The organism is Kutzneria viridogrisea DSM 43870, from assembly GCF_000525635.1.
Taxonomy (GTDB): domain Bacteria; phylum Actinomycetota; class Actinomycetes; order Mycobacteriales; family Pseudonocardiaceae; genus Kutzneria; species Kutzneria viridogrisea.
On record NZ_CP007155.1, the window covers coordinates 9298902 to 9317925 of the forward strand.

Genomic DNA, 19024 nt, shown 5'->3' on the forward strand with positions numbered 1-19024 from the left:
CTAGTTCCAGTCCAGGCCGCCGCGACGCCAGACGTAGGCGTAGGCGAACCCGACGGTTGCGATGAACAGGACGATCTCCACCACGCCGAAGAACCCGAGCTGGTCGGAGGTCACGGCGAACGGGTAGAGGAAGACCATCTCGATGTCGAAGAGGATGAACAGCATCGCCGTCAGGTAGTAGGCGACGGGCATCCTGCCGCCACCCACGATCGGCTGGGGCGAGGGCTCGATGCCGCACTCGTAGGCGTCCAGCTTGGCCTTGTTGTAGCGGCGCGGGCCGACCAGCGGTGCGGCCGCCACCGAGAACACCGCGAATGCGGCGGCCAGCACGAACAACGCCACCAGGGGAACGTAGGGATCCAGTCCCGAAGAGGGGGCTGCGGCCTCGAAGGCTTCGAGCATCAGCACCTTGTCCGTGTCCTTTCCTCTTGCCGCCGACGGGCTCACCGTGCCCGCGCAGGACGCGCGCGAGAGCCGTCGTCGCCGGAGACACTAGGGGTGAGCTTCGCCTCGTTCGAGGTAAGGCAGCCCTAACTTTCCCAGCTCCGACCTGCGGGTTCGCCCTGACACCCGCCGACCGTTACCGCCCCCGGCTTGTGAAATTGTTCACAAGCTTGTGAAGTACTTCACAAGCGAGCCCGAGTGTAAGCCCCCTCCCCCGGGCCGCCCAGAGGCCCCCGCGAGAATCCTTCACGAACGCTCCGGCGATTACTCCGAACGGGTGGGTGCGCTTATTTGGTGCAAACTCGTGCAAGCGCTCCCGCAAATACGTAGGACGCTATTTCGAAAAAACAAATGCCCCCTCGACCGAGGGGGCATTTGTCCGAACTTACAGGGCTCTCACCAGCGGGAACGTGACCGGAGCCACACTCCGCAACTCTGCGTGATCACCGCCTGGCGAGCGGTGAGCGCGATGTTACCGGCGCGTAAAATCAATGCTCGGGAACACTTCGGAGTGGCCGGGCTCACAATTCCCGACAACGCCGGTGTGATGATCATCTCAGGCCGTCGGCGCCAGCCTGGTGGCCAGGGTGATCACCCGGTCCATCGCGTCCCCGTCCTTCTCGTCGTACAGCCCGGCCAGCAGCTTGAGCACCAGCTTCATCAGCGTGGTCCTCGGCATGCCGTACTTGGTGGCCGTGCGCATGATCACCGGGTTGCCGATGAGCTTGCTGAAGATGTTGCCCAGCCGGTAGTAGCTGCCCAGCTCCTCGCGCAGCCGGGCGGGGTAGGCGTGCAGCGCGTGCTCGCGGGAGGGCCCGGCCGGGCGGGCCAGGGCCTGCACCACGCACTCGGCGGCCAGCCTGGCGGACTGCATGGCGTAGCCGATGCCCTCGCCGTTGAACGGGTTGACCATGCCGCCGGCGTCCCCGACCAGCACCAGCCCATTGCGGTAGTGCGGCACCCGATTGAAGCCCATCGGCAGCGCGGCGCCGCCGATCTTGCCGGTGGCGTTGTGCTCGCGGAAGCCCCACTCCTCGGGCGTGCCGTCCAACCAGGACCGCATCAGCGCGCGGTAGTCGGTGGTGCCGTAGGCCTTGGAGGTGGACAGGATGCCCAGGCCCACGTTGACCGTGCCGTCACCCATGCCGAAGATCCAGCCGTAACCGGGCAGCAGCACCGGGTTGGCCGGGTCCGTGCGGTCCCACAGCTCCAGGTGCGACTCGAGGTAGTCGTCCTTGGTGCGCGGGCTGGTGTAGTAGCGGCGCACCGCCACCCCCATCGGCCGGTCCTCGCGCTTCTCGATGCCCACCGACAGCGCCAGCCGCGCCGACACCCCGTCGCAGGCCAGCACCAGCGGCGCCCGGTAGCTGACCGGGGTCTTCTCCGGGCCGACCTTGGCCGTCACGCCGACCACCCGGCCGGTGCGCTCGTCGGTGATGCCGCCGGTGACCGCGGTGCCCTCCAGCAGCCGGGCCCCCGCCCGCTGGGCGTTGCGGGCCAGCAGGTCGTCGAAGTCCTGGCGGGGTCGCACCACGCCGTAGGGCGGGAAGCTGGCCAGCTCCGGCCAGTCCAGCTCCAGGGTGATGCCGCCGCCCACCACCCGCAGGCCGCGGTTGTGCAGCCAGCCGGCCTCCTCGCGGGTGTCGATGCCCAGGTCGATCAGCTGCTTGACCCCACGCGGGGTCAGCCCGTCACCACAGACCTTCTCGCGCGGGAAGTTCGACTTCTCCAGCAGCAGCACGTCCAGCCCGGCCCGTGCCAGGTAGGTGGCGGCGGTGGACCCGGCGGGGCCGGCACCGACCACGATCACCTCGGCGTCTTCGCCTGCCCGACGTCGGCTGGGCGTGGTCATGCGCGCTCCCTTGTGAATTCGTTCACTAACCTCGCATCGAGTCTAACGGTGCTCTTCGGGGGCACCGGACGTGTCGCGGCGTGCGGTAGGACTTGCGGCTGCCCGACCCTGGACTGGGCGGCGGGGACTTCACCGACGCCGACCTCGGCGAGGGCAACGTGTCCTTCGCGGGCACCGAGTTCGCCGCCGGCATGGTCACGTTCACCAGGGTCGGGTTCAGCAAGAGCAAGGTGGACTTCAGTGAGGTCAAGTTCAGCGGGGGCGCCGCCGACTTCACCGAGGCGGAGTTAGGCGCGGCCAGGGCCTCGTTCGCCGACAGCACCCTGGACCTGCGCCTGGCCCGGTCCACCGCAGAGGGCGTCGACCTGCGCGATTCCTCGTTCACGCGTGGTCACCTGCTGCTGCCCTGAGCCGGTCGGCCAGTGCCCGCACGTGCTCGCGCAGTTCCTGCGGGTGCTCGATCTCGAACGGCCGGTCCAGCCAGGCGATCGCGGCGGCGACCCAGTCCAGCCGTTCGGCCCACAGCCGGACCCGGACCCAGCCGTCGGGGAGTTCGGCCACGGTGGCGATCCCGGCCGGCAGCCGGAGCCCCACGTGCTCGGCCGTGCACCGCACCCGCACCGACACCTCGTGCGCGTAGCGGGCCTGGGCCAGCCCGGACAGCACCTGGGCGCTGGGGTCGAACCCGGAGGGCACGTCGAACTCCCCCTGCCGCACCGCCGCGGACTCGATCCGGTCCAGCCGGAACGTGCGCACCTCGCCGCTGGCCGAGTCGGCACCGGTCACGTACCAGCGGCCGGAGTGGGCGACGATCCCGTACGGGTGCACGGTGCGCTCGCTGCGGCGCCCACCCCACGCGGTGTACCGCAGGTCGACCGGCTGGCGGTGCCGCGCCGCCTCCGCCAACGTCAGCAGGACCTCGGTCTCCGCGGTGACCACCGGACGGGCCCGCACGGTGAAATCCGCGGTGGCCAGCAGCGCGTCCAGCCTGCGGCCCAGCGCCTTGGGCAGCACCCGCCGCACCTTGCCGGTGGCGCTCTCCACGGCCGCGGCGGAGGTGGTCACCAGCCCGGCCCGCCGCCCAGCGACCAGGCCGAGCAGCACCGCCAGCGCCTCGTCGCCGGTGAGCATCAGCGGGGGCATCCGGAAGCCGGGGGCCAACCGGTAGCCGCCGTACCGGCCGCGCACCGCCCGCACGGGGACGTCCAGGTCGACCAGGTGGTCGAGGTAGCGCCGGACGGTCCGCTCGTTCACGCCGAGCCGGTCGGACAGTTCGGCGAGGGTGCGGGTGCCACCGGACTGGAGGATCTCCAGCAGTGCGAGCACGCGGGCGGTCGGTCGGGACATGTCCGGAATTCCCTCTCCGATACCGGGCGGATTGTGTCCAGTATTGCTCCTAGCGTCCTGCTCGTGCCGGAAAACCGGCCTCCCACGACGAAGGACGACAGATGACGAAGCTCGCAGGCGCCACCGCCCTGGTCACCGGCGCCACCAGCGGTATCGGTCGGGCGGTGGCCACCTCGCTGGCCCAACGCGGCGCCCACGTGCTCGTGCACGGACGAGACCGGGACCGGGGTGACGCGGTCGTGGCCGAGATCCGCTCGACGGGCGGCAAGGCCGACTTCCTCCAGGCCGATCTCGGGGACGCCGGATCGGTGCGGGAACTGGCCCGCCGCGCGGTGGAGCTCGGTGGCGGGCACGTCGATGTCCTGGTCAACAACGCGGGCCTGATGGTCCCCGGCGGCCCCACCGCCCAGACCACCGCCGAGGACATCGATCTGGTGCACGCCGTCAACGTCCGGGCACCGTTCCTGCTGGTCGCCGACCTGGCTCCCGCGATGGCCGAGCGCGGCCACGGGTCGGTCGTCAACGTGCTGACGACCGCTTCCCGGCTCGGGGTAGCCGGGATGGCGCTCTACGGGGCGAGCAAGGCGGCGCTGGGCCTGCTGACCAAGTCCTGGGCGGCCGAGTTCGGGCCCATGGGCGTGCGGGTCAACGCGGTCAGCCCAGGACCCACCCGCACCGAGGGCACGGCGCAGTTCGGCGACGGGCTGGACCAGCTCGCCGCGCTGGCTCCCGCCGGGCGAACGGCCGCGCCCGAGGAGATCGCCGCCGCCATCACCTACCTGGCCAGCGAGGACGCGTCCTTCGTGCAGGGCGCGATCCTCGACGTGGACGGGGGCCGCACCGCCGTGTGAGCGGGACTCGTGCGCCCGAGGGCGGGACTCGCCGGCCTGTGAACGGGACTCGTGCGCCCCAGAACGGGACTCGCCGGCCGGTGGGCGGGACTCGCGGTCAGGGTTTGGTGGCGCGGTGGATCGCGGCCACCCCGCCGGTCAGGTTCATCCAGGCCACGTCGGTCCACCCGGCCTGCTCGATGAGCTCGCCCAGGGTGCGCTGGTCGTGCCAGTCCCGGATCGACTCGGCCAGGTAGGCGTAGGCCTCGGGGTTGGAGGCCACCGGCCGCGCGATCGCGGGCAGGATGCGCAGCGCCACGTTGCGGTACAGCTCACGCAGCGGCTTCCAGCTGGGCTTGGACAGCTCGCAGATGACCAGCCGCCCACCGGGCCGCACGACCCGTGCCATCTCACTCAGGGCGGCCACCGTGCCCTGGAAGTTGCGCAGGCCGAAGGACACCGTGGCGGCGTCGAAGGACTCGTCGGCGAAGGGCAGGTGCAGGGCGTCGGCGGCGACCTTGGGCACCTCGCGGCGCGCACCGCTGCGCAGCATGCCCAGCGAGAAGTCGGCGGCCACGCACCAGGCACCGGAGCTGGCGAACTCCACCGTGGACACCGCGGTGCCCGCGGCCAGGTCGAGGATCCGCTCACCGGGCCGGGTGTCCAGCGCCCGGCGGGTCCACTCGCGCCACCGCCGGTCGAAGCCCAGGGTCATGACCGAGTTCGTGCGGTCGTAGCCCTTGGCCACGCCGTCGAACATCTCGGCGACCTCACGCGGGTTCTTGTCCAAGCCGGCTCGCGACATGGGGGCAGCCTATGCCGCTACACCCGGTCACATGCGCAGGGCGGACATCATCCCGGTCACGGCCGACCCCCAGGGGAACTCCTCGGCCCTGGCCCGCGCGGCCGCCCTGCGCTGGGGTTCCGGGTCGGCCAGCAGCTCGGACACGGCCGTGGCGAAGGCGGGCGCGTGGTCGTCCACGGCGGCGCCGCACCCCGGCGCGACGATCTCCCGCAGCGCCGAGGAGGCCGACACCACCACCGGCGTGCCCGAGGCCAGCGCCTCCAGCGCGGCCAGGCCGAAGGTCTCGTGCGGCCCCGGCGCCAGCGACACGTCCGCGGAGGCCAGCAGGGTCGCCACCTGGGCGCGGGACTGCACGAAGCCCAGGAAGGTCACCGGCAGGCGGCCCGCCCTGCGCTCCAGCGCCTCCCGGCGCGGGCCGTCACCGGCCACGACCAGCCGCACCCGGTGGCCCTCCTCGTGCAGCCGCGCGACCGTGTCCACACTGCGCTCGACGTGCTTCTCCGGGGAGAGCCGCCCGCAGTGCACCACCAGCGTGTGCGCGCCCCGGGCCAGGTCGGCGCGCAGTCCCCGGTCACGGCGTCGCGGGGTGAACTCGCGCAGGTCGACCCCCAGTGGCACGCGGCGCACGTTGGTCGCACCGATCCGGTCGAACTCCTCGCGGGCGAAGCTCGTCGTGCACACCACCGTGTCGTAGCTGGCGGCCATCCTGGCGTTGGCCCAGTCGGCGACCCGCTCCGCGGTGGCCCCCGGCAGCAGGAACTGCCGCAGCAGCCGGTCCAGCCGCTCGTGCGAGATCACCACGCTGGGCACCCCGTGCCGGGACGCCCAGTGACCCATGCCGCGCAGGGTGAGCCGGTCGGAGACCTCCAGCCGGTCCGGGCGCACCTGCTCCAGCAGGGCGCGGACCCGCCACGGGTCCACCGCCCGGTAGCCGCCCGTGCCCGGGATCACCGGCGCGGGCAGCGTGATCCGGCGCACCCCGGTGGGCAGCAGCTCGCTGGCGGCGCGCCTGCCCGGGACGAGCAGCACGACCTCGTGCCCGGCCCGCGCGTAGCCCGCGCCGAGGTGGTGCAGGGCCGTGCGCAGGCCGCCCGACCGGGGGCCGTAGAAGTTCGCCAGCTGGACTACGCGCACCTCAGCTCCGGCTGGTCGAGGACCTCGGCGTAGTGGCCGATCAGCTCCTCGCACACCACCGGCCACGTCCTGGCCAGCACGGATCGGCGGGCAGCCACCCCCATGGCGGCCCGCGTGGTCTTGTCCCGCAGGTCCAGCACGGACTGCCGCAGCGCCTCGGTGAAGCGCTCGGTGGGCCAGGGCGGCAGCAGGAACCCGGTACGCCCGTGGTCGATCAGGTCGGTGGGACCACCGGCCTCGGGCGCCAGCGCGGGCACGCCGGAGGCCAGCGCCTCCTGCACGGTCTGGCAGAACGTCTCGTGCGGGCCGGTGTGCGCGAACACGTCCAGGCTGGCGTAGACCCTGGCCAGTTCCTCACCGGTGCGCATGCCCAGGAACGCCGCGTCCGGCAGCTGCTCACGCAGCGCCTGTTCCTCCGGGCCCGCGCCGACCACGACGACCCGCACCCCGGGCAGGTCGGCCAGCGCGCCGAGCCGGTCCACCCGCTTCTCCGGCGCGAGCCTGCCCACGAAGCCGACCAGCAGCTCCCCGTTGGGGGCCAGCTCGGCCCGCAGCGCCTCGTCCCGCTTGCGCGGGTGGAAGCGCTCGACGTCCACCCCGCGGCCCCAGCGGTGCACGCGGGGCACGCCTCGCTCGATCAGCTCGCGCACCGCCCAGGTGGAGGGCGCCAGCGTGCGGTCGGCCAGGGTGTGCAGGCGGCGCATCCAGCGCCAGGCGGTCCGCGCGCCCAGCCCGAGGCCGTAGGAGCTGGCGAACCCGGCCACGTCGGTCTGGTACACGGCCACGGTCGGCATGCCCAGCTTGCGGGCCGCCGACAGCCCGCGCGCGCCGAGCACGAACGGGGAGGCCAGGTGCACCACGTCGGGGCGGAACTCGGTGAGCGCGGTCAGCACCCGCCGGGTGGGCAGGCCGACCGGCAGCGAGGTGACGAACGGGAAGTCCACCGCGGGCACGCGGACCACCGGGGTGTCCTCGTGCCGGTCGGGGCCGCCCATGCCGGGCGCGACGACCATGGCGGGGAAACCGTGCCGACGCAGGTGCGCCAGCACCTGGATGACCGAGTTGGTCACCCCGTTGACCTGCGGCAGGAAGCTCTCGGTGACGATCGCGACGCGCACCGACCCAGCGTGCGCCGCCCCCACGTCTCGCACGTGACGGATCGGGGAACGGTGACCGAACACCTCCGGTCGGGGATACCGCCGGGGCACGCCCGCCCGCAGACTTGATCTGGTGATCCCCGTGATGTCACCTCTGCGTCGTACGACGGACACCGATCGCGTTCACGCTCGGATGGCGTGACCGTCTTGCCCTCCCGCTCGATCCAGCCGGTGGATCCCGGCCTGCTCTCCAGAGCCCTGGAGGTCGCAGGCAGGCTGGCCAACGACGCCTCTGATGTGATCACGGCGACCGCGGGACGTGGGGTGCGCCCGGAGGTCAAGGACTCGCCCTTCGACTGGGTCACCGACACCGACCGCACGCTGGAGCGGCACACCCGCCGCGTGCTGGCCACGGAGTTCCCCGGCATACCGGTGCTCGGCGACGCCTTCGGCGCCGACGAGGGCGCCGCGCAGGCCCAGTACCGCTGGGTGGTGGACCCGGTGGACGGCACGACCAACTACGTGGCGGGCATCCCCTGGTGCGCGTACAGCCTCGCCCTGCTCGACGAGCACGGGCCCGTGGTGGGCGTGGTCGCCGACCCGTACCGGGCGCAGATCTACGCCGCCGCCAGGGGACGCGGGACCCGGGCGAACGGGACCCCGGTGAAGCTGGTGGACAAGGGCGAGGTCGCGGGCGCCGTGATGTGCACGGAGTGGACCAAGACCGGTCCGTGGCCCGGCATGGACCGGTTCATCGCGCGGGCGGCGCGGGCGCGGACCGGGGTGCGGGTGCTGGGTTCGGCGGCGCTGTCCGTGGCGCAGGTGGCGCTGGGCCACGCCGCCGCGGCCGTGCTGCACAGCTACCACGTGTGGGACGTGGCCGGTGCGGTCGCGCTGGCGGTGGAGTCCGGGGCCGTGGTGCTGGACCGGCGGGGCGAGGGCTCGCCGCTGCCGGTGGACGGCCTGCTGGTCGCCGCACCCAGCGTGGCCGAGGAGGTCCTCACCTGGTGGCAGGAGTCGGCCCAGTAGGTGTCGGCCTGCGCAGCCACCAGATCAGCCCGGCGGCGATCGCCCAGGTGATGGCCAGGATCATGCCGACCGGCAGGAACGTCAGCGTGTAGGTGCGCCCGGCAACGCGAACCAGCGCGTCGGGGTGCAGGGAGTCGTACTCGACCCGGACGAGCTGCCCCGCGGACAGGCCCTGCGGGTAGAGCACCCCGTCGATCGGGATGTGCACGGCCCCGTCTGGAGTGTTGAACCTCACCACGGTCCGGTCGAAGGCGGTGGAGAGCACCTCGGCGGTCTGCACCCCGGGCCTGCTCTCGATCCACTTGTCGTCGCGCCAGGCACCAACCACCAGTAGCAGCCCGATCAGGGTGATCAGCAGGGCGATGACGACCACCGCGATCAGCCAACGTCGGCGGTTCACCGGCAGGGTGTCCAGGCCGAACCGCGCCCAGCGGGTGGGTACGGGCGGCTCGGTCGAGCCGGGCCACTCGACGTGCTCCACCAGTGCTGCGTTCTCCACCACAACGCCCGAGTCTAGGCCCGCGCCAAGCGGCGGGTCTCAGGATCGCCGCTCTACCCTCGAACCGTGACGACGGTCCACACACCCCAGCCCACCACCTTGCGTGCGCACACCAGGGTCGTCGCCTCCGACGACGAACTGCTGCGCCTGCTGCCCGGTTCCGCGGGCGCGCTGGCCTGGGTGATGCGCGGTGAGGGCCTGGTCGGTTGGGGTGAGGCGGCCCGGTTCGAGCCCGCCGGGCCCCGGCGTTTCGAGCTGGCCGACCAGTGGTGGCGGGAGTTCGCCGAGTCCGTGACCTGCACCGACGAGGTGCGGCTGCCCGGCACCGGACCGGTGGCCTTCGTCAGCCTGGCCTTCGCCGACGAGCCGGGTAGTTCGGTGCTCGTGGTGCCCGAGGTGATCGTCGGTCGCCGGGACGGCGTGACCTGGGTCACCGAGATCGGGCAGCCCAGCGGCGGGGCGTTCCAGAGCGTGCAGCCGGTGCGGCGGCCCGAGGTCGTGCGCTACTCCGAGGGCGAACTGGCGGTCACCGGCTACCGGCGGGCCGTGGCCGAGGCCGTGCGCCGGATGCGGTCCGGTGAGCTGGCGAAGGTGGTGCTCGCGCACGACCTGGTCGCCACCACCGACGTCGAGGTCGATGCCCGGTTCCTGTTGCACGGCCTGGCCCAGCGCTACCCGAGCTGCTGGGTGTTCTCAGTGGACGGTCTGGTCGGCGCGACCCCGGAGATGCTGTTGCGCAGACAGGACTCCGCGGTGTTCTCGCGGGTGCTCGCGGGCACCATGTGGCCGCGTCCCGGCGTGACCGCCGAGGAGCTGGCCGCCGAACTGCTCGGCTCGGCGAAGAACCGCGCGGAGCACGAGTTCGCCATCCGCTCGATGGTCGAGTCGCTGGCCCCGCACTGCTGCTCGATGACCGTCTCCCCGCAGCCCTACGTGCTGCGCCTGCCCAACGTGGTGCACCTGGCCAGCGACGTGACCGGTGCCCTCGCCGAGGACGCCTCGCTGCTGAGACTGGCCGCCGCCGTGCACCCCACCGCCGCGGTGGGCGGCACGCCGCGGGCCGCCGCCGTGGCCGCGATCGGCGAGTTGGAGGGCATGGACCGCGGGCGCTACGCGGGACCGGTCGGCTGGGTGGACGCCAACGGGGACGGGGAGGTCGGCATCGCGCTGCGGTGTGCCCAGGTGTCCGGGCGCACGGTGCGCCTGTTCGCCGGGGGCGGCATGGTGCCCGAGTCCGATCCGGACACCGAGGTGGCCGAGGCCGCCGCGAAGATGATCCCGATCCGGGACGCGCTCGAAGGCGTCGACCACTGACCTGACATGTCTCGAAGGTGCCCTTCACGACGTTGGGCGTCGTGAAGGGCACCTTCGGGGCGTCGGTCAGTGCTGTGAGGCGAGGATCTCGTGGGTGCGGTCCAGCACGGCCACCGACTTGGGCACGGTCACGGTGTGCGCGGCGAAGGACCGCGCGGCCGACTTGGTGGCCACAACCGGGCGGCCCTTGGTGAACAGCCACTCGCTGAGCAGGCCGTACACCGGCTTGCCGGAGACCTTCTCGGCCAGCGCGATGAACTGCTCGTTGGTGGCGTTGCCGTAGCGCTGCTGGGCGGTCCAGGTGCGGATGATCTCGAAGAACTTGTCGTCACCGACGGCAAGCCGCAACTGGTGCAGGGCCATGGCCCCACGGTTGTAGACGGCGAAGCTGTTGAACTGGCCGTCCGGGCCGGGGTCGCCGGTGGGGATCTGCCAGGACGGGTCGCTGGCGGGCTTGGAGTTGTAGTAGTAGTCGAACAGCTCCTGGGCGGTGCCCTCGCCCTTGGCCTCCGACCACAGCCACTCGGCGTAGCTGGCGAAGCCCTCGTTCAGCCAGATGTTGCGCCAGTTCGCCACCGACACCGAGTCACCGAACCACTGGTGCGCGTTCTCGTGCACGACCACCGAGGTGTTCGAGCCGCCCGCGAAGAACTTCGGGCTGTAGACCGGACGGGTCTGGTCCTCCAGCGCGAAGCCGATCCCGGTCGCGGGCACCACCCCGCCCTGCGCCTCGAAGGGGTAGGGCCCGAACAGCTTGGACTCCCAGTCCAGGATCTCCGGGGTCCGCTCCAGGCTGGCCGCGGCGGCATCGGTGCTGGCGCCGAGGTCCTTGTGGTACGCGGTGATCACCGGCTGGCCGTTGGGCGCGGTCGAGCTGCGGATGTCGTAGTGACCGATCGTCAGGAAGGTCAGGTACGTGGCCTGCGGCTTGGTGCTGCGCCAGTTCCACCTGGTCCAGCCCGCCTTGCTGGACTTGCTGGCGAGCACCCCGTTGGAGATCGCCTCGGTGCCGTCGGGCACCGCGATCGACACGTCGTAGGTGGCCTTGTCCAGCGGGTGGTCGTTGGCCGGGTACCAGAACGCGGCGATGTGCGGCTCCTGCACCGCCAGCGCGCCGTCCGGGGTCTTCACCCAGTCCTTCTCGCCCTGGATGGTGACCTCCGAGGGCACACCCGAGTACTCCACGACCACGGTGATCGGCGTGGACTTGGCCAGGGTGGCCGCCGGGGTGATCAGCAGCTTGGCGTCCTTGCTGGTGAACTGCGCGGGGCGGTTGTTCACCAGCACCGACTTCGCGGTCAGGCCGAAGTCGAAGGAGAAACTGGACAGGTCCTGCGTGGTGGTGGCCAGGATCGTCGCCGTGCCCGACAACTGGTCGGCGCCGGGCTGGTACTTGAGTCTCAGGTCATAGTGCTTGACGTCATAGCCGGTGTTGCCGTCGGCCGGGTAGTACGGGTCGCCGAGGGACTGCCCTCCGGCGCTGCCGGTACCCGCCCCGGCCGGTGCCGCGAGCAACACCCCAGCGGCCATCGTCGCCACCGCGACGAGCATCTTCGAACGGAGCGCCACGTTCGCTCGAACCTCCCCATTTCAGGCTTCGGAGCCCCGAACCTAGGAGGTCGCGCTGACCAGGCACTACCCAACGTTAGTAGGGTCCTACGCTGCGAGAAGGGGTTGACAGCTCAGAGCGCGGCGGCCACCTCGGCGCGCAGCCGGGCGTGCAGGTCGCGCAGCAGCGCGCGGTCGGTGCGCACCTCCACGACCCGCAGCCCGGGCGCGGGCACGAGCGCCGCTCGGAAACCCGCCAGGTCGGTGACCGCGGTGTGCGGCACGTGGTACCCGGCGCACAGCGCGGCGAGATCGGCTCCGTGCGGCGTGCCGAAGACCCGTTCGAAGGACCCGGCGTGCTCGGTGGATCCCTGCTCCAGCAAGGAGAAGATGCCGCCACCGTCGTCGTTGACCACCACGACGGTCAGGTTCGCGCGCTGCTCGTGCGGGCCGATCAGCAGGCCGTTCACGTCGTGCAGGAAGGTCAGGTCGCCGAGCAGCGCGTAGCCCGCGCCGAACTCCCCGCCCAGCACGGTGCCCAGCGCCGAGGACACGGTGCCGTCGATACCGGCCAGGCCCCGGTTGCCGAACACGCGCACGTCCTCCCGGTGGCCGCCGACCAGGTCCACGTCGCGGACCGGGTTGGAGGAGCCGAGGAACAGCGCGGAGTTGGCGGGCAGCGCCTCGACCAGTTCGCGCGCGACCCGCAGGCCGCTGGGCCAGGGCTGCGCGGACAGCACCCGGTCCACGGCGGCGCGGGCGGCCGAGTCGGCGGCCTGCCACTCGGCGAGCCAGCCGGGATCGGCGTGCGGGGCGGTCACCCCGGCGTGCAGCGGACCGGAGACGTGCGAGGCGAGGTACTGCGGATCAGTCCACTCAGGACCGTCAGCAGCCACGTGCACCACAGGGGTTTCGCGCAGCAGGCGCTGCACGCCCCGGCTCAGCGTCGGCCTGCCGACGACCACGACGGAGTCCGGACGCAGTCGCCGCGGCAGCGAACCCGTTGACAGCACGGCAGATCCGGCGTTGATCACGGTGGCGCCCGCGGCGGTGGCCGGGGCCCCGCCGAGCGGCTCGGCGATCACCGGCCAGCCCGCCTTGGCGGCAAGCTCCGCGGCGGAGTACGCGGGCTGCCACCGGGTCTCGCCGACCACGACCACGGTGCGCGCGGTCAGGTGACCGGCTTCCTCGCCGGTGTCGCGGGCGAGTGCGAGGGGCGTGGCCGAGGTCCACGCTGCGCCGCCGGGCCTGCCCTCCAGCGACTCGGGCCAGTCCAGGTCGGACTCGGGCACCAGCGGTTCGCGGAACGGCAGGTTCAGGTGCACCGGCCGGTCCACCGGCATGGACCGGCACAGCACGCCGCGCCACACGCCGTTCTGCCCGGCGCGCCGCTCGGCGACCGGGAAGTCCACGGTGGTCACCAGGCTGCCGAACACCCCGTGCTGGGTGGTGGTCTGGTTGGCCCCGGAGCCGACCAACTCGGGCGGCCGGTCGGCGGTGAGCACCACCAGCGGCTCGCCCCCGTGCTGGGCCTCCAGCACGGCGGGGTGCAGGTTCGCCACGGCCGTGCCCGAGGTGCACACCACAGCCGCGTAGCCGTGACGTCGCGCACCCGAGCCAAGGCCCTTGGACAGGCCGAGGGCGAAGAAGGCCGCCGAGCGCTCGTCGATGCGCACGTGCAGCTGGAGTCGACCGGCCACGGCAGCGTCGTGCAGCGCGAAGGCCAGCGGCGCGTTGCGTGACCCTGGGCACAGCACGACGTGCCGCACCTGGTTGCGCACCAGCTCGTCGACGACGACACGGGCCTGCGCGGTGGACGGGTTCACGGGCCTATTGTCCCAGGCGTGGCTGATGACACCGTCTCGGAGCTGTTCGACCCCGTTCGCTGGCGTGCCGTGGAGGGCTTCGACTTCACCGACATCACCTATCACCGCGCCGTGGACCAGGGCACCGTCCGCATCGCGTTCCACCGCCCGGAGGTGCGCAACGCCTTCCGGCCGCACACCGTGGACGAGCTCTACCAGGCGCTGGACCACGCCAGGATGAGCCCGGACGTGGGCTGCGTGCTGCTCACCGGCAACGGACCGTCCCCCCGCGACGGCGGCTGGGCCTTCTGCTCCGGCGGGGACCAGCGCATCCGCGGCCGCGACGGCTACCAGTACGCCTCCGGCGAGACCTCGGACACAGTGGACAAGGCCCGCGCGGGACGCCTGCACATCCTGGAGTGCCAGCGGCTCATCCGGTTCATGCCCAAGGTCGTCATCGCGGTGGTCCCCGGCTGGGCCGCGGGCGGCGGGCACTCCCTGCACGTGGTGGCCGACCTCACACTCGCCTCCGCCGAGCACGCCCGCTTCAAGCAGACCGACGCCGACGTGGGCTCCTTCGACGGCGGCTACGGCTCGGCCTACCTTGCCCGCCAGGTCGGCCAGAAGTTCGCCCGCGAGATCTTCTTCCTCGGCCGCCCCTACACCGCCAAGCAGGCCCACCAGATGGGCATGGTCAACGCCGTGGTGCCGCACGCCGAGCTGGAGGACACGGCGTTGCAGTGGGCCAGGGAGATCAACGGCAAGTCCCCCACCGCCCAGCGCATGCTCAAGTACTCGTTCAACCTCATCGACGACGGCCTGGTCGGCCAGCAGCTGTTCGCCGGGGAGACCACCCGCCTCGCCTACATGACCGACGAGGCGGTGGAGGGCAAGAACGCGTTCCTGGAGAAGCGCGAGCCCGACTGGTCGCCCTTCCCCCACTACTTCTGATGGGGCGCCCACTCCAGCCGCTGCTCATCCCAACGGCCCCGGACGAGGTGCTGGCCCTGCTGCCCGCGCTGCGCTCGGCGCTGGCCGACGAGGGCCCGGCGCTGTTGCCGGTCACCCCGGACGAGTGGCGGCCGCTGATCGCGGCGATGGCCGTGCACGAGCCGGTCGAGGACCGCACCGCGCTGGTGATCGGCACCTCCGGGTCCACCGGCGTGCCCAAGGGCGCCCTGCTGTCCTCGGCCGCCGTGCTGGCGTCGGCGAACGCCACGCACGCGCGGCTGGGCGGTCCCGGCACCTGGCTGCTGGCGATGTCACCCCGCTACATCGGCGGGTTGCAGGTGCTGGTCCGCGCGGCGCTGGCGGGCACCGAACCCGGTGTCGCCGACCTCACCGGTGGCTTCCGGCCGGAGGAGTTCGCCAGGGCCGCCAAGCCCGTGCTGGGGGCGTCGGGGCCGCACTACACGGCCCTGGTGCCCACCCAGCTGAGCCGCCTGCTCGACGCGGGTGGTGCGGGCCTGGACGCGCTGCGCGGCTTCGACGCCGTCGTGCTGGGCGGTGCGGCGGCGCCCGCGGCACTGCTCGACCGCGCGCGCGGCGTAGGGGTGCGGCCGGTGCCCTCGTACGGCATGAGCGAGACCGCAAGCGGTTGCGTCTACGCGGGCGTGCCGCTGGACGGCGTGCGGGTGCGGCTCACCGAGGGCCGCATCGACCTGTCCGGGCCGGTGCTGGCGCACGGCTACCGCAGCGGGGAGGACTCGGCCTTCGTGGACGGCTGGTTCCACACCAGCGATCACGGGAGCTGGACCGGGGACGGGCGGCTGGAGGTGCTGGGCCGCCTGGACGACCTGATCAACACCGGCGGGGTGAAGGTGCCCCCGGTGCTGGTCGAGCGGGCGCTGGCGGCGGTACCCGGGGTGGCCCAGGTGTGCGTCGTTGGCGTACCCGATCCCGAGTGGGGGCAGACCGTGGCCGCGGCCGTCGTGGCCGCGGACCCGGCGAACCCGCCTGCCCAGCCCGAGCTGCGCGGCGCCGTACGCGAGTCGGTGGGCAGGGCCGCCGTGCCCAAGGCGTTCCGGTTCGTGACGGCCCTGCCGCTGCTGGGGCCGGGCAAGGTCGACCGGACGAACGTTCGTGCTTTTTTCGACCGATCGGGTGCAGCCGTTCGGCGGCAGAGCGAGTAATTCACGGGCATAGCTGCGCATCTGGTTGCTAGGTCACGAAACGACCGCTGTGCTGTGCCGTACCTGACGGATGTGCGGAAACCCTGCCGCGGACGGGACCCGTCCGCGCCGCACTCCGTGATCGGAGCGCACAACTATGCGAACGTCCGTGCTATTGGTTGCCGCGACCGCGTTGACCCTGGTCAGCGGCTTACCCGCGATCGCGGCCCCGACGAGTCAGACCTGGGCCGCCGACCTGTCCAGCAGCAACCCGGACAGCAACAACGTGCTGCGCGCCGGTGGCGCGGTGCAGGTCGGCGGGGACGAGGCACACGCCTCCACCGACCGGCTCGGCGACCGGATGGGCATCATGATGTTCGAGCCGCACCAGCTGGCCAGCCCGGCCAACACGGTGTCCGCGACGCTGGACGGCACCGTGCCCGCCGATTCGGAACTGGCCGTGGACGTGCGCGGGCAGCGCGCCGACGGGCAGTGGACGGAGTGGGTGGAGTCCAGCTCGGCCGGTCCCGCCGTGCTGCCGGAGGCCACCGCAACCGTGCAGGTGCGAATGATGATGACCGCGCCGAACGGCACCACCGGCCCGCAGGCCAGGGGCCTGTCGCTCACCGCGACCAGCACCCCGGCGGCGCGGGCCCAGTCGGTGGCCAGGCCGCTGGCCGCACGGTCGTACAAGGTCTACGCGACCCGTGAGGGCCTGGTCGGCGGCACCACCGCGAACGGCCACAAGATCAAGTCGCGGGACCACTTCGTGGCGCTGCCCTCGGGGCGGGCGCTCTCGCCCAACGGCAAGACCACCTACTCGGTGAAGGTGTGCGCGGCCAACGGCCGCTGCGAGACCGCCCCGGTGTGGGACGTGGGCCCGTGGAACACCAAGGACGACTACTGGAACCCGAGCTCGACCAGGCAGTCCTGGAAGGACCTCGCCCAGGGCAGGCCTGAGGCGCAGGCGGCCTACCAGAACGGCTACAACGGCGGCAAGGACCAGTTCGGCCGCAAGGTGGCCAACCCGGCGGGCATCGACCTGGCCGACGGCACCTTCTGGGACGGGCTGAAGTTGACCGACAACTCCTGGGTGACCGTCACCTACCTGTGGACCTGATAGCGGGTCGCGATCGGCCGTGACGCAAGATGTCGCCATGGCGACGGTCGCACAGTGGATCGAAGGCGCACGCCCGCGCACCCTGCCCAACGCGATCGCCCCGGTGCTGGTCGGCACCGGGGCGGCCGCCGCACTGGGTGCGTTCGACCCGGTGCGCGCGGCACTGGCCCTGGTCGTGGCGCTGGCGTTGATCGTGGGCGTGAACTTCGCCAACGACTACTCCGACGGGGTGCGCGGCACCGACGACGACCGGGTCGGCCCGCTGCGGCTGGTCGGTTCCGGGGCCGCCGAGCCCAAGCAGGTGCGCACCGCCGCGTTCGCCTGCTTCGGCCTGTCCGCCGTGGCCGGGCTCGCCCTGGTCGCGCTGAGCGGGGTCTGGTGGATGCTCGCCGTGGGCGCCGTGTGCATCGCCGCGGCCTGGTTCTACACCGGCGGCAAGCGCCCGTACGGCTACGCCGGTCTCGGCGAGGTCGCCGTGTTCATCTGCTTCGGGCTCGTGGCCGTGCTCGGCACCCTGTACGTGCAGGCCGGGGAGTTCAGCGGGTACGGCATTGGCTCCGCCGTGGCCGTCGGCTGCTTCTCCGCTGCGGTGCTGGTCGCCAACAACCTGCGGGACATCCCCACCGACCGCGAGTCCGGCAAGCGCACGCTCGCCGTGCTCATCGGTGAGCAGGACACCCGCAACCTCTACCTCGCCCTGATCGTCGTGCCGTTCGTCATCAGCTGCGTCGGCGCCTTCCGCAACGGCCTGCTGCTGCTCGGCCTGCTCGCCCTGCCGCTGCTGATCGTCAGCGCCCGCAAGATGGTCACCGGCGCCAAGGGCAAGGCCCTGATCCCCGTGCTGCGCGACACCGGCCTGGCCATGCTCGCCTGGTCCGTGCTCACCGCCGCCGCACTGGTCCTGGGCGGCACCGGGACCTGATCGGTGCCATGAAAGTGCCGTTGCTGGCGTTGAACGCCAGCAACGGCACTTTCATGGCACCTGGGTCAGGCGTTCCACTCCCCGGTGGCCATGAAGTGGTCCAGGGTCTTGGTGTACGGGCGCAGGTCGAGGCCCTGGGCGGCGACCCAGTCGTCGCTGAAGTAGGTGTGGGCGTAGCGCTCGCCGCCATCGCACAGCAGGGACACGACGCTGCCGCTGCGCCCGGTGGCGCGCAGCTCGGCGATGACCTCGAAGGCGCCCCACAGGTTGGTGCCGGTCGAGCCGCCGACCTTGCGGCCGAGCAGGTCCTCCACGTACCGGATGGTGGCGATGGAGGCGGCGTCGGGGACCTTGATCATGCGGTCGATGACCTCGCCGACGAAGGAGGGCTCCACCCGGGGGCGGCCGATGCCCTCGATGCGCGAGCCCTTCTCACCGGTGAGCGCGGGGGCGGTGTCCCGCCAGGCGTCGAAGAACACGGAGTGCTCGGGGTCGACCACGGCCAGCCGGGTCTCCAGCCTGCGGTACCGCACGTAGCGGCCGATGGTGGCGCTGGTGCCGCCGGTGCCCGCGCCGACCACGATCCAGTCCGGCTCGGGGTGCGCCTCGGCGGCCATCTGCTCGAAGATCGACTCGGCGATGTTGTTGTTGCCGCGCCAGTCGGTGGCCCGCTCGGCGTGCGTGAACTGGTCCATGAAGTGCCCGCCCAGCTCGGCGGCCAGCCTGCGGGACTCGTCGTAGATGGCGCCGGGCTGGTCCACGAAGTGGCACCGGCCGCCCTGGCGCTCGATCAGCGCGATCTTCTCGCGGCTGGTGGAGCGCGGCATCACGGCGATGAACGGCAGGCCCAGCAGGCGCGCGAAGTATGCCTCCGACACGGCGGTGGACCCGGAGGAGGCCTCGATCACCGGGGTGCCAGCGGTGACCCAGCCGTTGCAGATGGCGTAGAGGAACAGCGAGCGGGCCAGCCGGTGCTTGAGCGAGCCCGTGGGGTGGGTGGACTCGTCCTTGAGGTAGAGGTCGATGCCCCACTCGGTGGGCAGCGGGAAGGTCAGCAGGTGGGTGTCGGCGCTGCGGTTGGCATCGGCCTCGATCACTCGCACGGCCTCGCGCACCCAGGTCCTGGTCCGGTCACAACAACGGTCGACGGCGGTCACGCCCCCGAGC

At 72.1% G+C, this 19024-nt stretch carries 18 protein-coding genes; 8 read left to right on the plus strand and 10 right to left on the minus strand.

From position 1 onward, the window contains the following. Together KALB_RS40810 and KALB_RS40815 are read right to left on the minus strand one after the other, a co-directional pair. Complete coding sequence (locus KALB_RS40810) at positions 1-402, minus strand: NADH-quinone oxidoreductase subunit A (protein WP_042223125.1); 402 nt, start codon at positions 400-402, stop codon at positions 1-3. 598 nt (positions 403-1000) lie between these two features. Then, positions 1001-2296 carry a geranylgeranyl reductase family protein gene (locus KALB_RS40815; RefSeq protein WP_025361455.1) on the minus strand — a complete coding sequence of 432 codons (1296 nt, stop codon included), beginning with the start codon at positions 2294-2296 and terminating at the stop codon, positions 1001-1003. A gap of 92 nt (positions 2297-2388) precedes the next feature. Between KALB_RS40815 and KALB_RS40820 the strand changes: the two genes are divergently transcribed. Then, entirely contained in the window at positions 2389-2706 is a 318-nt protein-coding gene (locus tag KALB_RS40820; protein WP_025361456.1) for a hypothetical protein, read from the plus strand. On the opposite strand, the gene KALB_RS40825 is transcribed toward KALB_RS40820, so the two are convergent. Further along, positions 2678-3643 (minus strand): helix-turn-helix transcriptional regulator, encoded by a 966-nt coding sequence (locus tag KALB_RS40825; RefSeq protein WP_025361457.1) that lies wholly within the window; start codon positions 3641-3643, stop codon positions 2678-2680. The two genes, KALB_RS40820 and KALB_RS40825, sit on opposite strands and share 29 nt — an antisense overlap. 101 nt (positions 3644-3744) lie before the next feature. Between KALB_RS40825 and KALB_RS40830 the strand changes: the two genes are divergently transcribed. Continuing rightward, the gene (locus tag KALB_RS40830) at positions 3745-4494 is read left to right on the plus strand and encodes an SDR family NAD(P)-dependent oxidoreductase (protein WP_025361458.1); all 750 of its coding nucleotides are present in this window, start codon (positions 3745-3747) and stop codon (positions 4492-4494) included. A 97-nt stretch (positions 4495-4591) separates the two neighbouring features. Here KALB_RS40830 and KALB_RS40835 read toward each other — a convergent pair whose 3' ends face one another. The 3 genes from KALB_RS40835 to KALB_RS40845 are packed head-to-tail and all read right to left on the minus strand — an operon-like array spanning position 4592 to position 7530. Continuing rightward, positions 4592-5278, minus strand: coding sequence for a demethylmenaquinone methyltransferase (locus tag KALB_RS40835; RefSeq protein WP_025361459.1), 687 nt, complete (start codon positions 5276-5278; stop codon positions 4592-4594). Between the two features lie 27 nt (positions 5279-5305). Further along, positions 5306-6412 carry a glycosyltransferase gene (locus tag KALB_RS40840; RefSeq protein ID WP_025361460.1) on the minus strand — a complete coding sequence of 369 codons (1107 nt, stop codon included), beginning with the start codon at positions 6410-6412 and terminating at the stop codon, positions 5306-5308. Then, positions 6403-7530: a glycosyltransferase family 4 protein gene (locus KALB_RS40845; RefSeq protein WP_025361461.1), complete on the minus strand. Its 1128-nt coding sequence runs from the start codon at positions 7528-7530 to the stop codon at positions 6403-6405. Before KALB_RS40845 ends, KALB_RS40840 begins: the two co-directional genes overlap by 10 nt. Before the next feature lie 177 nt (positions 7531-7707). On the opposite strand from KALB_RS40845, the gene KALB_RS40850 reads away from it, so the two are divergent. Next, a complete protein-coding gene (locus KALB_RS40850; RefSeq protein ID WP_025361462.1) occupies positions 7708-8538 on the plus strand; it encodes an inositol monophosphatase family protein in 831 nt (276 codons plus the stop codon). Here KALB_RS40850 and KALB_RS40855 read toward each other — a convergent pair. Beyond that, complete coding sequence (locus tag KALB_RS40855; RefSeq protein ID WP_236650121.1) at positions 8510-9040, minus strand: hypothetical protein; 531 nt, start codon at positions 9038-9040, stop codon at positions 8510-8512. The two genes, KALB_RS40850 and KALB_RS40855, sit on opposite strands and share 29 nt — an antisense overlap. A 63-nt stretch (positions 9041-9103) precedes the next feature. Between KALB_RS40855 and KALB_RS40860 the strand changes: the two genes are divergently transcribed. Continuing rightward, positions 9104-10351, plus strand: coding sequence for an isochorismate synthase (locus KALB_RS40860; RefSeq protein WP_025361464.1), 1248 nt, complete (start codon positions 9104-9106; stop codon positions 10349-10351). 66 nt (positions 10352-10417) lie between these two features. On the opposite strand, the gene KALB_RS40865 is transcribed toward KALB_RS40860, so the two are convergent. Both KALB_RS40865 and menD read right to left on the minus strand, forming a co-directional pair. Beyond that, a complete protein-coding gene (locus KALB_RS40865; protein ID WP_035972046.1) occupies positions 10418-11902 on the minus strand; it encodes a M1 family metallopeptidase in 1485 nt (494 codons plus the stop codon). Positions 11903-12033: 131 nt separating this feature from the next. After that, positions 12034-13725, minus strand: a complete 1692-nt coding sequence (gene menD / locus KALB_RS40870) for a 2-succinyl-5-enolpyruvyl-6-hydroxy-3-cyclohexene-1-carboxylic-acid synthase (RefSeq protein WP_025361466.1) — start codon at positions 13723-13725, stop codon at positions 12034-12036. 18 nt (positions 13726-13743) lie between these two features. On the opposite strand from menD, the gene KALB_RS40875 reads away from it, so the two are divergent. The 4 genes from KALB_RS40875 to KALB_RS40890 all read left to right on the plus strand — a co-directional run bounded on the left by KALB_RS40875 (position 13744) and on the right by KALB_RS40890 (position 17857). Then, entirely contained in the window at positions 13744-14655 is a 912-nt protein-coding gene (locus KALB_RS40875) for a 1,4-dihydroxy-2-naphthoyl-CoA synthase (RefSeq protein WP_025361467.1), read from the plus strand. Next, positions 14655-15836, plus strand: a complete 1182-nt coding sequence (gene menE / locus KALB_RS40880; protein ID WP_025361468.1) for an o-succinylbenzoate--CoA ligase — start codon at positions 14655-14657, stop codon at positions 15834-15836. The genes KALB_RS40875 and menE overlap by 1 nt, the downstream gene beginning before the upstream one ends. Positions 15837-15984: 148 nt before the next feature. Then, entirely contained in the window at positions 15985-16935 is a 951-nt protein-coding gene (locus KALB_RS40885) for a DUF8814 domain-containing protein (RefSeq protein WP_148309846.1), read from the plus strand. Between the two features lie 37 nt (positions 16936-16972). Further along, entirely contained in the window at positions 16973-17857 is an 885-nt protein-coding gene (locus KALB_RS40890) for a 1,4-dihydroxy-2-naphthoate polyprenyltransferase (RefSeq protein ID WP_025361469.1), read from the plus strand. A 65-nt stretch (positions 17858-17922) separates the two neighbouring features. Here KALB_RS40890 and cds1 read toward each other — a convergent pair whose 3' ends face one another. After that, a complete protein-coding gene (gene cds1 / locus KALB_RS40895) occupies positions 17923-19014 on the minus strand; it encodes an L-cysteine desulfhydrase Cds1 (RefSeq protein ID WP_025361470.1) in 1092 nt (363 codons plus the stop codon). Between the last annotated feature and the right edge of the window lie 10 nt (positions 19015-19024).

Coding starts and splice junctions, on each gene's coding strand:
- menE (WP_025361468.1), top strand. CDS start 14,655: ATGGGGCGCCCACTCCAGCCGCTGCTCATCCCAACGGCCCCGGACGAG.
- KALB_RS40890 (WP_025361469.1), top strand. CDS start 16,973: ATGGCGACGGTCGCACAGTGGATCGAAGGCGCACGCCCGCGCACCCTG.
- KALB_RS40830 (WP_025361458.1), top strand. CDS start 3,745: ATGACGAAGCTCGCAGGCGCCACCGCCCTGGTCACCGGCGCCACCAGC.
- KALB_RS40835 (WP_025361459.1), bottom strand. CDS start 5,278: ATGTCGCGAGCCGGCTTGGACAAGAACCCGCGTGAGGTCGCCGAGATG.
- KALB_RS40825 (WP_025361457.1), bottom strand. CDS start 3,643: ATGTCCCGACCGACCGCCCGCGTGCTCGCACTGCTGGAGATCCTCCAG.
- KALB_RS40810 (WP_042223125.1), bottom strand. CDS start 402: ATGCTCGAAGCCTTCGAGGCCGCAGCCCCCTCTTCGGGACTGGATCCC.
- KALB_RS40815 (WP_025361455.1), bottom strand. CDS start 2,296: ATGACCACGCCCAGCCGACGTCGGGCAGGCGAAGACGCCGAGGTGATC.
- KALB_RS40865 (WP_035972046.1), bottom strand. CDS start 11,902: ATGCTCGTCGCGGTGGCGACGATGGCCGCTGGGGTGTTGCTCGCGGCA.